This is a genomic window from [Haemophilus] ducreyi (assembly GCF_900109315.1).
GTDB lineage: Bacteria > Pseudomonadota > Gammaproteobacteria > Enterobacterales > Pasteurellaceae > Haemophilus_B > Haemophilus_B ducreyi.
Map to the genome: position 1 here is coordinate 37,617 of NZ_FOJC01000005.1, position 13,351 is coordinate 50,967.

15 protein-coding genes are annotated in these 13,351 nt (G+C 38.1%); 9 read left to right on the plus strand and 6 right to left on the minus strand.

Going from position 1 to position 13,351, the window contains the following annotated elements; genetic code table 11:
• Positions 1 to 137: 137 nt before the first annotated feature.
• From BMX01_RS04240 to murA, 7 genes are all read left to right on the plus strand, one after another.
• Positions 138 to 941, plus strand: coding sequence for an ATP-binding cassette domain-containing protein (locus BMX01_RS04240; RefSeq protein WP_064082279.1), 804 nt, complete (start codon positions 138 to 140; stop codon positions 939 to 941).
• Positions 934 to 1,710, plus strand: a complete 777-nt coding sequence (gene mlaE, locus BMX01_RS04245) for a lipid asymmetry maintenance ABC transporter permease subunit MlaE (RefSeq protein WP_064082280.1) — start codon at positions 934 to 936, stop codon at positions 1,708 to 1,710. The genes BMX01_RS04240 and mlaE overlap by 8 nt, the downstream gene beginning before the upstream one ends.
• A gap of 20 nt (positions 1,711 to 1,730) precedes the next feature.
• On the plus strand, positions 1,731 to 2,216 hold the full coding sequence (gene mlaD / locus BMX01_RS04250; RefSeq protein WP_064082281.1) for an outer membrane lipid asymmetry maintenance protein MlaD: 486 nt from the start codon (positions 1,731 to 1,733) through the stop codon (positions 2,214 to 2,216).
• A gap of 100 nt (positions 2,217 to 2,316) precedes the next feature.
• On the plus strand, positions 2,317 to 2,955 hold the full coding sequence (mlaC, locus tag BMX01_RS04255; RefSeq protein ID WP_064082282.1) for a phospholipid-binding protein MlaC: 639 nt from the start codon (positions 2,317 to 2,319) through the stop codon (positions 2,953 to 2,955).
• An 8-nt stretch (positions 2,956 to 2,963) separates the two neighbouring features.
• Positions 2,964 to 3,305 (plus strand): STAS domain-containing protein, encoded by a 342-nt coding sequence (locus BMX01_RS04260; RefSeq protein WP_064082283.1) that lies wholly within the window; start codon positions 2,964 to 2,966, stop codon positions 3,303 to 3,305.
• Between the two features lie 8 nt (positions 3,306 to 3,313).
• Positions 3,314 to 3,574, plus strand: coding sequence for a BolA family protein (locus BMX01_RS04265; RefSeq protein WP_064082284.1), 261 nt, complete (start codon positions 3,314 to 3,316; stop codon positions 3,572 to 3,574).
• Between the two features lie 101 nt (positions 3,575 to 3,675).
• A complete protein-coding gene (gene murA / locus BMX01_RS04270; protein WP_064082285.1) occupies positions 3,676 to 4,944 on the plus strand; it encodes a UDP-N-acetylglucosamine 1-carboxyvinyltransferase in 1,269 nt (422 codons plus the stop codon).
• A gap of 117 nt (positions 4,945 to 5,061) precedes the next feature.
• On the opposite strand, the gene BMX01_RS04275 is transcribed toward murA, so the two are convergent.
• Complete coding sequence (locus BMX01_RS04275; protein ID WP_064082286.1) at positions 5,062 to 5,919, minus strand: phosphoribosylaminoimidazolesuccinocarboxamide synthase; 858 nt, start codon at positions 5,917 to 5,919, stop codon at positions 5,062 to 5,064.
• Positions 5,920 to 6,101: 182 nt separating this feature from the next.
• On the opposite strand from BMX01_RS04275, the gene BMX01_RS04280 reads away from it, so the two are divergent.
• Together BMX01_RS04280 and map are read left to right on the plus strand one after the other, a co-directional pair.
• Complete coding sequence (locus tag BMX01_RS04280) at positions 6,102 to 6,767, plus strand: 7-cyano-7-deazaguanine/7-aminomethyl-7-deazaguanine transporter (protein ID WP_064082287.1); 666 nt, start codon at positions 6,102 to 6,104, stop codon at positions 6,765 to 6,767.
• An 88-nt stretch (positions 6,768 to 6,855) separates the two neighbouring features.
• On the plus strand, positions 6,856 to 7,662 hold the full coding sequence (map, locus tag BMX01_RS04285; RefSeq protein WP_064082288.1) for a type I methionyl aminopeptidase: 807 nt from the start codon (positions 6,856 to 6,858) through the stop codon (positions 7,660 to 7,662).
• A gap of 55 nt (positions 7,663 to 7,717) precedes the next feature.
• On the opposite strand, the gene BMX01_RS04290 is transcribed toward map, so the two are convergent.
• The 5 genes from BMX01_RS04290 to murF all read right to left on the minus strand — a co-directional run bounded on the left by BMX01_RS04290 (position 7,718) and on the right by murF (position 13,322).
• The gene (locus BMX01_RS04290) at positions 7,718 to 8,212 is read right to left on the minus strand and encodes a thioredoxin family protein (RefSeq protein WP_064082289.1); all 495 of its coding nucleotides are present in this window, start codon (positions 8,210 to 8,212) and stop codon (positions 7,718 to 7,720) included.
• A gap of 40 nt (positions 8,213 to 8,252) precedes the next feature.
• Positions 8,253 to 9,431 (minus strand): putative lipid II flippase FtsW, encoded by a 1,179-nt coding sequence (gene ftsW, locus BMX01_RS04295; protein ID WP_064083018.1) that lies wholly within the window; start codon positions 9,429 to 9,431, stop codon positions 8,253 to 8,255.
• 18 nt (positions 9,432 to 9,449) lie between these two features.
• Positions 9,450 to 10,754 (minus strand): UDP-N-acetylmuramoyl-L-alanine--D-glutamate ligase, encoded by a 1,305-nt coding sequence (gene murD / locus BMX01_RS04300; RefSeq protein WP_074647827.1) that lies wholly within the window; start codon positions 10,752 to 10,754, stop codon positions 9,450 to 9,452.
• 82 nt (positions 10,755 to 10,836) lie between these two features.
• Positions 10,837 to 11,919: a phospho-N-acetylmuramoyl-pentapeptide-transferase gene (gene mraY, locus BMX01_RS04305; protein WP_074647830.1), complete on the minus strand. Its 1,083-nt coding sequence runs from the start codon at positions 11,917 to 11,919 to the stop codon at positions 10,837 to 10,839.
• Positions 11,919 to 13,322, minus strand: coding sequence for a UDP-N-acetylmuramoyl-tripeptide--D-alanyl-D-alanine ligase (gene murF / locus BMX01_RS04310; protein ID WP_064082291.1), 1,404 nt, complete (start codon positions 13,320 to 13,322; stop codon positions 11,919 to 11,921). Before murF ends, mraY begins: the two co-directional genes overlap by 1 nt.
• Positions 13,323 to 13,351: the final 29 nt, after the last annotated feature.

Below are 13,351 nucleotides of genomic sequence, written 5' to 3' on the forward strand. Positions count from 1 at the left end.
AAATAAACGAACTATAGCGTTCTGTCTTTTACAGGTAAGCGGTGAATTTTTCACCATAATTTAAAAATCCTTTGACTTTAATAACGACTTGATAGAGTATTGCCAACTATTTTTATACTCTAACGAAGAAAATTCCAATGCGTGATAAGAGAGACTTGGTTGAAATAAAAAACCTTACCTTTAAACGTGGCAAGCGGGTAATTTATGAAAACCTTAATTTGCGTGTGCAAAAAGGAAAAATTACTGCCATTATGGGGCCATCGGGAATCGGTAAAACAACGTTATTACGTTTAATTTGCGGTCAAATTATGCCTGAAATAGGACAAATCCTATTTGATGGCCAAGATATTTGCCAAGTTTCCAATCACACGCTTTATAAGCTTCGTAAGCGCATGGGAATGCTATTTCAATCCGGTGCTTTATTTACCGATCTTAACACTTTCGACAATATTGCATTTCCTATTCGGGAACACACTCAACTTCCTGAAGCGTTAGTCCATAAACTGGTGCTAATGAAGTTGGAAGCGGTCGGATTACGCGGCGCAGCGACACTTATGCCCGTAGAATTATCGGGCGGTATGGCGCGTCGTGCCGCATTAGCACGCGCTATCGCACTTGATCCTGAATTAATTATGTATGACGAACCTTTTACTGGTCAGGATCCGATTAGTATGGGCGTCATCGTTGAATTAATTCAAAAATTAAACCAAGCATTAAACCTTACTTCCATCGTTGTTTCACACGATGTGACTGAAATTCTAAGCATTGCAGATTATGCTTATATTATTGCCGATAAGCACGTGATTGCAGAAGGAACGCCACACACACTATTAGCAAGCCAAGATCCTCGCGTGATACAATTTTTGGCTGGCAAATCCGATGGTCCGGTACATTTCCACTACCCTGCTAAAAACTATATAGAGGAGTTATTCGGTGCTTAATTTTATCAATCCCTTAGGTGAGCATTGCATACAGCTAGTGAAAACTTTTGTGCGTGCAACACTGATGTTATGGGGTGCATTAATTGGCAAACCGCAATTTAGTAAACATACGCCTTTATTAATCAAACAACTGTACATCTTAGGCGTACAGTCATTATTGATTATTATACTGTCTGGCTTATTTATTGGCATGGTATTAGCCTTACAAGGCTATGTTGTGTTAGTCGATTTTGCAGCCGAATCAAGTTTAGGCACGTTAATATCACTGTCATTATTACGCGAATTAGGCCCTGTAGTCACGGCTTTATTATTCGTAGGACGTGCCGGCTCCGCCTTAACGGCTGAGATTGCACTAATGAAAGCAACAGAACAGCTATCAAGCCTAGAAATGATGGCGGTGGATCCATTAAGACGAGTCATAGCGCCTCGCTTTTGGGCAGGGGTTATTTCAATGCCAATTTTAGCGGTCATTTTTACCGCTATTGGTATTTGGGGCGGTTCATTAGTTGGTGTGGACTGGAAAGGCGTTGATAGCGGCAGTTTTTGGTCAGTCATGCAACACTCTGTAAATGGACAAGACTTGATCAATGGTTTTATTAAAAGCATCATTTTTGCTATTGCTGTTGTTTGGATCGCATTATTTAATGGCTATGATTCAACTGCTACATCAGAAGGTATTAGCCAAGCCACTACACGTACGGTGGTACATGCATCATTAATCGTGTTAGGCTTAGATTTTATTTTAACTGCCATGATGTTTGGCGGTTAACTCAAGAAAGGAAATAAAAAATGCGTCAATCAATCAAGTACGAATTTTGGGTCGGTTTATTTGTCTTATTTGGCTTAGCTTCTTTAGTGTTTTTAGGCTTACGTGTTGCTAATGTACAAGGCTTTACCACTGAAAAAACATATACGCTATATGCAACTTTTAATAACATTGGCGGACTAAAGAACCATTCACCGATTAAAGTTGGTGGAGTTGTAATTGGTCGAGTTTCAAACATCGATTTAGATCCTCAAACCTATACTCCTAGAGTCACTTTAGCAATAAACCAAGCTTTTAATAAAATTCCTGATACGAGTTCGCTTTCAATTAAAACTTCAGGCTTATTAGGTGAGCAATATATTGCATTAAATGTTGGCTTTATGCTAGAAGGCGAAACGGAATATATGATAGAAGGAAATAGCTTTGCCGATACCAATTCAGCGATTGTCTTAGAAGATTTAATTGGGCAATTCTTATATGGCGATAAAAAATCAGCAACCACTGAATAATAAGAAGTAGAGTAAATTAAAACACGACACTATTTAAACACAACGAGATATTCGTTGATGATTAAAAGTGACCGATTCATTTTATCATTTGGAGATTTACATGTTAAAACAGCTTAAAAAAGTTATTATTACCACGGCGATTGCATTAGCTACACTATGCTCAACACAAGCATTTGCTGAAACTAACCCATATCTATTAATGCAAAAAACTGCGGATAAATTATTCACTAATATTAAAAACAATCAAACTAAAATCAAAGCGAATCCTGAATATTTACGTGATATCGTACGTGAAGACTTAATGTCATACGTACACATCAGATATGCTGGACAATTAGTGTTAGGTAAATCACTTTCTTCTGTATCAGAGCCACAACGCGAAAAGTTTTTCAATGCTTTTGGTAAATTTATCGAACAAGCATATGCGCAAATCTTAACACAGTATGAAGATCAACAAATACAAATTGAAAATGAAAAACCACTTGGCGATAAATCTATTGTCAGTATCCGCGTAAATGTTTTATCTTCTGGTAGCACACCACCCATTAAATTAGATTTTAAATGGCGTAAAAACAGCAAAACAGGTGAATGGCAAGCATATGATATGGCTGCAGAAGGAGTCAGTATGGTTGCCACCAAACAAAATGAATGGAGTAATATCTTACGTCAACAAGGTATTGATGCATTAACTAATCAAGTAGAAAAATCGGCTAAACAACCTATCACTTTAAATAAATAATTTATTTTATGATGCCAGAAAAAACATTACAATTCGGTATTCAAGAGCAAAATGGAAGCCTTTTTGTAACATTATCAGGTGAATTAACTCGAGACACGTTGCTACCCTTATGGAAGCAACGTGCTTCTTTTTTATCTAACCCACATAATGAAACAATTTATTGGGATTTAAACCATCTGCTACGAATCGATTCCGCTGGTTTTGCATTACTCATAGAATTGCTAAACCACTACCAAAAACAAAGCACAAATTATTTAATCAATGTACCAGATGTTATCTTAACATTGGCAGGTTTATTTGGCTTACAAGATTGGTTAGACTCATTTTTAACAAAAAGTAAAACAGACTAAGGATTAAAATGGAACCTACACAATTAGCAGAAATTTTACGTAATGCCCTACCAAATGCGGTTGAAATTCACGCACAAGGTGAAAACTCACATTATGGCGTTATTGTTGTAAGTGATGAACTTGCTCAATTATCAAAAGTAAAACAGCAACAAGCGGTTTATGCTCCACTGAGCGAATATTTTGCTACAAATGCAATCCACGCATTAACGATCAAAGTCTTTTCAACGGAACAATGGAGAAAAGAACGATTTTTGAATGTTGCTAGCTAATTGCCATAAGAAATACGTGACCATCACCTACACCTAAGCGGTCTAAATATTCATTTTTTTGCAAAAAGCTGACTATTTATCAATTTTTAAGGATTTTAATAATGGAAAAATTTCGTGTTCACGGCCCTTATAAATTATCGGGTACGGTTGATATCTCAGGTGCTAAAAATGCAGCCCTACCTATCTTGTTTGCAACTATTTTAGCAGAGGAGCCTATCAGCTTAACTAATGTACCCGATTTAAAAGATGTGGACACTACCTTTAAAATCCTACGCAAATTAGGTGTGGTTATTGAACGTGATGCAAACGGCGTAGTACAAATTGATGCAAGTCATATTCAACATTATGTAGCGCCTTATGAATTGGTTAAAACAATGCGCGCATCAATTTGGGCATTAGCACCGCTTGTTGCACGCTTTCACCAAGGGCAAGTTTCATTACCAGGCGGCTGCACTATAGGCGCACGTCCGGTTGATATGCATATTACTAGCCTCGAAAAAATGGGGGCAATTATTGAGCTTGACGAAGGCTATGTCAAAGCAACTGCCAATGGTCGCTTACAAGGTGCACGTATCTATATGGATAAAGTCAGCGTAGGAGCAACCCTATCAGTTATGATGGCAGCAACCCTCGCAGAAGGTTCAACTATCATTGAAAATGCCGCACGTGAACCTGAAATTGTCGATACTGCTCATTTTTTAAATGCAATGGGAGCAGAAATCTCAGGTGCAGGAACAGATACGATCACAATTAAAGGTAAGGAACGCTTAACCGGTTGTCAGCATCATATCGTGGCAGATCGTATTGAGACCGGCACATTTTTAGTTGCCGCGGCAATATCAGGCGGCAAAATTACTTGCCAAGGCACAAAAGCAGACACATTAGATGCCGTTATTGAGAAATTACGTGAAGCCGGTATGGAAGTGACTGTAACCGAAAATAGCATTACGCTAGACACTAAAGGTCAACGACCTAAAGCGGTCAATATCCGCACTATGCCACACCCCGGTTTTCCTACTGATATGCAAGCACAATTTACTTTGTTGAATGCGGTAGCAGAAGGCACAAGCCGAATCACCGAAACCATTTTTGAAAACCGTTTTATGCATATCCCAGAATTAAATCGTATGGGAGCGAAAGCGGAAATAGAGGGCAATACAGCCATTTGTCAGGGCGTTGAGCAATTAAAGCCGGCTGAAGTAATGGCAACTGACTTACGTGCATCAATCAGTTTAGTATTAGCCGGTTGTATTGCATCAGGTGAAACCATTGTGGATCGGATCTACCATATTGATCGCGGTTATGAACATATTGAAGAAAAGTTACGTCGCATTGGCGCTAAAATAGAACGTTTTAGAGAATCTGCCTAGTAGCAGCGGATAATGCTGAATAATAAGCGGTAAATATTACTCATAACGTCCCATCAATAATAAGGCGGATATTAATAGAAATTAATATCCGCTTACTCATTATAAGATCATATTTGATTACTTAGTCAATAGATCCAATGCTTCTTGATATTTAGCCACCGTTTTCTCAATTACATCAATAGGAATTTTAGGAGAAGGTGCCTGTTTATTCCAACCACTATTTGCGAGCCAATCACGGACAAATTGTTTATCGAATGATGGTGGATTTATCCCTTCTTGATAAGTTTCGACCGACCAAAAACGGCTTGAATCTGGCGTTAGCACTTCATCCATCAACGTTAATACACCATTCTCATCTAATCCAAATTCAAATTTAGTATCACAAATAATAATTCCTTTTGTTAAGGCATATTTAGCCGCTTCGGTATAAAGATCAATCGCAGCAGTGCGTATTTGAGCAGCTAAATCTGCGCCTATTTCACGCTCACACTCTTCGTATGAAATATTCACATCGTGATCACCCACTTCAGCTTTACTAGACGGCGTAAAAATAGGTTGTGGTAATTTACTCGCTTCAACTAACCCGGCAGGTAATGCTAAACCACAAATACTACCGGTTTGTTGATAATCTTTTAAGCCTGAACCGGTCAAATAACCCCGCACAATGGATTCAATTTTCACAGGTGTTAAACGTTTACAAACCACTGCGCGATGTTGAATAGCCTCAGCTTCTTCTTTAGCTAACACATCGAAAACAGAATCACCCGTAAAATGATTTGGCATAATATGCTCAAGTTTTTTAAACCAAAAATTGGAGATTTGCGTCAAGATTTCACCTTTAGCAGGAATTGGATCCGCTAAAATAACATCAAAGGCTGACAAACGATCTGTTGCAACCATTAACATCCGCTTATCATCAATTTCATATAAATCACGCACTTTGCCTGAATAAATTTTCTTTAAACTAATTTGCATTTTTGAATTCCTTCCCTTAAAAATTGCTGGATATTATATGCGATAACGCAAACGATTACGATAAGCTTCAGCAAAAGTTATTTACGATAAAATTATCTTTTATCGTTTTATTTCCGTATAATAGCCCCCTTATTTTATTGTCGAGTTCCCTTACCTCGACTCACGTTATAAAAAGGAACAATATGGTCACTCAAATTGATTTTTCAGATGCACAAAAGCGTCGTTCATTAATATTACTTTCATCTTTTCATATCTTTATCATCTCACTCAGTAATTATTTGGTACAAATTACCTTTGAGATCAAGTTCCCTTTTACTGAGAGTGTAATTCCTACCACCTGGGGAACCTTTACTTTTCCATTTATTTTCTTAGCAACGGACCTCACCGTTCGCGTGTTTGGAGCAAACCTAGCACGTAAAATTATTTTTATCGGAATGTTGCCGGCATTATTGATTAGTTACCTTATTTCAGTACTCTTCTTTGAAACCCAATTTCAGGGATTTGCTGCCATAGCTAACTTTAATCTATTTGTTTTCCGCATTGCATTAGCGAGTTTTTCAGCCTACGTGATCGGGCAATTGCTTGATATTTTAGTATTTAACCGCTTACGGCAAGGCAATCGTTGGTGGTTAGCACCAATGTGTTCAACTATTTTTGGCACGTTAATTGATACCATTACGTTCTTTGCCGTTGCTTTTTACCAAAGCAGTGATCGCTATATGGCAGAGCATTGGTTCACTATTGCAACTATCGATTATGCTTTCAAACTGTTTGTAAGTTTATTGCTATTTTTACCTTTATATGGCGTATTACTAAACGTCTTATTGAATAAACTTAAACTAAAATAAACCTGTTGGGGATTATGCTGAAAAAAGGTATAATCCCTCACTTTTTTCAGCCGAAAACAGCAGATTAATTCAAGTAAGAGAGTATCAAATGAGTAAAATTCCATTAAGAAATGCAGATGAAATTCAAAAAATTCGTGAAGCCTGTAAATTAGCTTCCGAAGTATTAGTGATGATTGGGCCTTATGTAAAAGAAAATATCACAACCGGTGAATTAGACCGTATTTGCCATGAATACATTGTCAATCAGCAACAAGCTATTTCAGCTTGCTTAGGTTATCATGGTTTCCCAAAATCAGTTTGTATCTCTGTCAATGAAGTTGTCTGCCACGGTATTCCAAGCGATGATAAAAAGCTAAAAAAAGGCGATATTGTAAATATTGATGTAACTGTGATTAAAGATGGCTATTTTGGGGACAACTCAAAAATGTATGTCGTTGGAGAAGCTAATATTCGTGATAAACGCCTATTAGAAGTAACTCAAGAAGCGCTTTACATTGGTATTCGCACCGTCAAAGCAGGTATTCGCTTAAAAGAGATTGGCAAACAAATTCAACGATATGTAGAAAAACAAGGCTTTTCAGTGGTGAGAGAATATTGCGGACACGGCATTGGCACTGAATTCCACTGTGATCCACAAGTATTGCACTATCACTCTGATGATGGTGGTGTCGTTTTACAAGCTGGTATGGTATTTACGATTGAACCGATGGTGAATGCTGGCAAAAAAGAAATCAGACTAATGAATGATGGTTGGACAGTTAAAACTAAAGATCGTAGCCATTCAGCACAATATGAACACCAAATTGTTGTAACTCAAGACGGCTGTGAAATTATGACGATTCGTGAAGAAGAAATTGCCTCAGGCCGAGTAAGTCGTATTATGCATAATAACTAAACCAAACAAAAAAGCCCTCTTATACTTAAGAAGCGGGCTTTTTTGCCTTATATGTTCAACTAACGCGTAAAATCTCGACTAACTCTGCTTCAAGCTGTTTACCAAATTTGCCCATTCGGAAATCTGCCTTTAATGCATCAAATTGCATGGGATGCTCTGCCATTTCAGCTTTTAAAAACGCTGGAAATTCTGCCAACACTAACTCAGTTTCAGCTGAACTAATATTAAAAATAGCTGGAATTTTTTCTACCGCAATTACCGCTTGTTGCTGTCTATCACTATCAAAATAATGCCGTTGTGTATTATCTTTATGAGCAACATATTTCACATTGATCGCCGGATTCAGTTGACTAATCCGCTGAAAATAAGCGACAACTTCTACACAATCAGGACAATAAGGTTCCGCCATAATTAACCACTCACTGGCTGTTTCTAATGCTTTTATTTTTGCAATGGTATCCGCTTCAAGTTGTACGCCAACATAAACATATAATTGATGTTCACGATCTTCATCACGGTTAAATTCTAAATATTCATAAAAATGTGGCATAACACTTCCTTTATTTTCTTGTTGCGCCTAGCGGTCAGCATTATGGCTCTTTTATCTGTGCGTGACCAACTCTCGTTAAGCGATTTTCATAATCAATCCGCAATAATATAGCGATAGCGACCGACATAATTACTAAACTTGATCCGCCATAACTGACCAATGGAAAAGTTAACCCTTTAGTCGGCAATGCGCCTGAGGCAACGCCTAAATTAACTGAACCTTGTAAAAATACCCAAATTGCCACCCCAAATGCAAAAAAACCGCGAAAACGGGCTTCTAGTTTAAGCGCATCTCGGCTAATTTTTATCGCACGAAATGATAAACAAAGTAGCAAAACCACCATAAAGATAATGCCGATAAACCCAAATTCTTCAGCAACAACTGCCATTACAAAATCGGTATGTGCTTCTGGCAAATACTCTAATTTTTGGACTGAATTACCTAAACCTTGTCCCAATAGCTGACCTTGCCCAAATGCCATCTGTGCATTAGAAAGCTGGAAACCATCCCCATAAGCATCTGCAAAGGGATCTAAAAAAGAAGTAACGCGTTTTAACCGGTATTCTGAAGTTAAGACTAATAAGATGAACGAGACAGAAGCCGTCACTATGAGTAATAAAAACTGCATCACTTTCGCGCCCATAATAAATAGCATAGTAAAAGTCAACACAAACAATACCACTACACTACCCAAATCTGGCTGTAATAATAATAAAGAGCTAAAAAGAAATAGAATAACCATCGGGCGAATAACACTAGCCGATCTATTACGCATCTCATCATACTTACGTACATAAAAACTGGAGAAATAACAAATAATCGCTAACTTAGATAATTCAGCTGGCTGAAAATTGATCGGACCTAATTGAATCCAACGAATCGATCCATTCACACTACGCCCAAAGATAAGCACAGAGGCTAAAAATAGTAGGGAAAGTAAGAACAAGGGTACATTATATTTTTCCCAATTCCGCATAGGAATTTTTACCACAAAAGCAAATGCCAACAATGAACACGCTAAGTAGATACTATCTCGTATGGAAAAATGAAAAGGATCATTATTTAAACGAGTGCTGACCGGAATAGAGGCCGAGGTCACCATAATGAAACCTATCATCAACAAGCTGAGAAACAACCAAACCAACGTGCGATCATACAATGAATTTTTAGGGGTTAAACACGCCCACTTATCATACTCTAACTTAATTTTCTCTAACATTTCTAAACCATACATTACTTAAACTGCTTGTTGCGCTAATCGTACAAACATATCGCCACGCTCTTCAAAATTATTAAATTGATCTAAACTGGCACACGCTGGTGATAACAAAACCATATCCCCTTGCTTAACAAGCGGACGAATTTGCTCAATTGCTTGTTGCATGGTATCCACCAACACACTATTAGTCGTTAATTCAGCTAATGATTTTCCATCTTTACCAAAGCAATAACACACAATATGTGGCTGATTAACTAATGCTTTTAACATTGAAAAATCCGCCCCTTTTCCATCACCACCCAATAATAAATAAAGAGTACCTGATAGCTGTAAGCCATTTAACGCAGCCACTGCACTACCAACATTCGTTGCTTTTGAATCATTCACCCAACATACACCATCATTCGTTGGCACCCGTTGAAAGCGGTGAGCTAATCCACCATAACAGCGTAATCCATTGATAATGCCCGCTCGATTAATGCCCGCTGCCTCTGCCAAAGCAATAGCAGCCAAAGCATTCAATTGATTATGGCGACCTGTTAATGACATTTGATCAATATTAATCACCGCTTGATCACCACTGCAAAGCTGATCATACTTTATAGCATACTGTGCATCATGTTCCGCAAAATGGCGCAAGTTACCCACCGATTGTGACGGCAGTGGATAAGTGAGTGGATCGTTATCATTCACAATCACATATTCAGCATTTTCATAAATACGCAATTTCGCTTGCCGATAATGCTCACCTGAAGCATAGCGATCCATATGGTCTTGGCTAACATTCAGAATAGTTGCGGCCTTTGCTTTTAAAGAATAGGTCGTTTCTAACTGAAAACTAGAAAGTTCCAGCACAAACAGCTCATATCCTTTATTTAACAAACTTAAGGCGGGAATACCAATATTACCACCCATACCGACTTTTATGCCCGCTTGTTGTGCCATTTCACTCACTAGCGTGGTCACTGTACTTTTACCATTTGAACCAGTAATCGCAATAATCGGTGCTTTAGCCTCACGGACAAATAATTCAATATCACCAACAACTTCAATACCAGCCTGAATAGCGGTTTGAATTTCAGGCGTGGCTAATGCTAAACCGGGGCTAATTACAATTAAATCTGACGCTAATAGCCACTCTAGGTTTAGGCTGCCGGTATGCAATGCGACATTGGCTGATAAATGCTCAATTCCTGCAGGTTGTTCTCGTGTATCAATCACTTGTATTGTAGCTTGTTTTTCTGCAAAGAATGCCACACAAGAAAGGCCCGTCTTACCTAAACCGACAATCGTAATTATTTTGCCTTGATATTGATTTTGCATCATAAAATCTCTTATCTATTAATGATATTTACCAAATAAAGCTAACCGCTTACCGCACAAGATAACTAAATCAAAGCAATGCTTAACGTAATTTTAAGGTGACTAAACCGACCAAGACTAAAACTAATGTAATGATCCAAAAACGAACAATCACTCGTGGCTCCGGCCAACCTTTTAATTCAAAATGATGATGAATAGGTGCCATTCGGAAAATCCGTTTCTGACGAAGTTTATAAGAGCCTACTTGTAAAATCACCGACAGCGCTTCCACAACAAAAACCCCGCCCATTACAAGCAGTAACAACTCTTGGCGGACCAAAACGGCAATTACACCCAATGCACCGCCTAGTGATAATGAACCTACATCACCCATAAATACTTGTGCAGGATAAGTGTTGTACCATAAGAAACCCAAGCCCGCACCAACAATAGCGGTACACATAATCGCTAATTCACCACTATGTCTAATATAAGGAATATATAAATATTCAGCGGCATGTATATTGCCCGTAGCCCAAGCAATTAAAGCAAATGCAGCCGCTACCATAATAGTCGGTACAATCGCTAAGCCATCTAACCCATCTGTTAAATTAACCGCATTACTGGTTCCAACAATTACAAAATAGGCTAAAATAATATAAAAAAGGCCTAATTGAGGCATAACTTCTTTAAAAAATGGCACGACTAATTGTGTTGCAGCCGTATCTTTACCCATAGCATACATACTAAAAGCGGCAATAAATGCAATAAAAGATAACCAAAAATATTTCCAATGAGCGACTAAGCCCTCTGTATTTTTACGTGCAATTTTCCAATAGTCATCAACAAACCCCACAATGCCATAACCAAATAATACAAATAAAGTAAACCAAACATAAGGATTACGTAAATCTGCCCATAGCAATGAACTCACACCAATAGATACCAAAATCATAATACCCCCCATAGTAGGTGTACCACGTTTTTTAAAATGGCTTTCTGGCCCATCATTACGGACTTCTTGACCAAACTTGAGAATTTGCAAACGATTAATAACTTTAGGACCAATCCATAAGCCTATTGCCATCGCGGTTAATAACGCCATAATTGAACGAAAAGAGATATAAGATACTACATTAAATGCAGTGTTATATTTGAGAAGGTATTCCGCAAACCAAACTAACATTATTTGTCCTTAAAAGAAAAATGAAGAGAAGAACATAAACTAGAAATCAACGTTTCCATTTTTTGACTACGAGAGCCTTTAGCTAACAACACTAGCGGTTGCTTTTCTGCAATTTTTTGCATAATGATCGGCATTAAGAAATTATGCATTGCTTGTTTATCGGTAAAATGATGCGTTGACTGGTTACTGATTACCGCACTCTCTTTGCCAAAGCTGACGACCAAATCAAGCTCAGCTTTCCGCACAAAATCAGCAACCTCTTGATGACAAGCAACACTATCTTTACCTAATTCGCCCATATCTGCCACGGCAAAGATACGAAATGCCTGATAATTTTTTAACACTTGCACAGCAGATTTCATTGAATCAACATTTGCATTATAAGTATCATCAATCAATAAACAATAGCGATTTATTGGCAGTGGGCAAAGCCGCCCCTTAACCGCTACAGGCTGTTCTAAGCCCGCCTTTATCGCGGCCAAATCGGCACCAACAGCCATAACTAATGCACTAGCCGCTAATGCATTATTAACATTATGCTCACCTAAATAAGGCAAATTAATCTCAATCTCACCTTGTGGAGAATGGAGCGTAAATATTGAACCATTTAAATGTAGATGTACATTTTCCGCTGAAAAATCAACCGGTTTATGCTCTGCTGACGGATAAAGCGCAAAAGATTGCACTTTACGTGAACCAATCTCAGTTTGCCAAGCGGATGAATAACTCGCTTGATTAATAATGGCGATCCCCTCTGGGGGCAAACCACGATAAATTTCACCTTTTGCTTGTGCAACACCCGCCAAGGATCCAAATCCTTCCAAATGAGCTGCGGCAACATTATTAACTACACACACATCCGGTTGAGTTATTGAGGTAGTATAAGCAATCTCACCAAGATGATTAGCACCTAACTCAATAACCGCAAATTTATGCTGTTCAGTTAACCGCAATAAGGTTAAAGGTACACCTAAATCATTGTTCAAATTACCCGAAGTATAAAGCACTTCATCAGCACAAGCAGTCACCTTTTGCAAAATTTTTGCCGCCATTTCTTTAACGGTTGTTTTACCAGATGAACCGGTAATTGCAATCGTTTTTGGGTTCAATTTCGCTTTTAACCACTTTGCCAACTCACCTAATGCTAAACGGGTATCTGCAACAATAATTTGCGGTGCATTAATCGGCATCCGTTGCTCCACGACTAAAGTTATACAGCCTTGAGCAATTGCTTGATCTACATAATGATGTGCATCAAAATGATTGCCTTTCAAAGCAAAAAATAAACCATTTTCGACCGCTTGGCGAGTGTCAGTATTCACTGCTTCCACCACTAAATGCTCATCTCCGATCAACTGGCCATTCAAAATTTGTGCAACTTGTTTAATCGTTAATTTGATCATGTTATTCTTGCAAGGTAATGATAATAAGA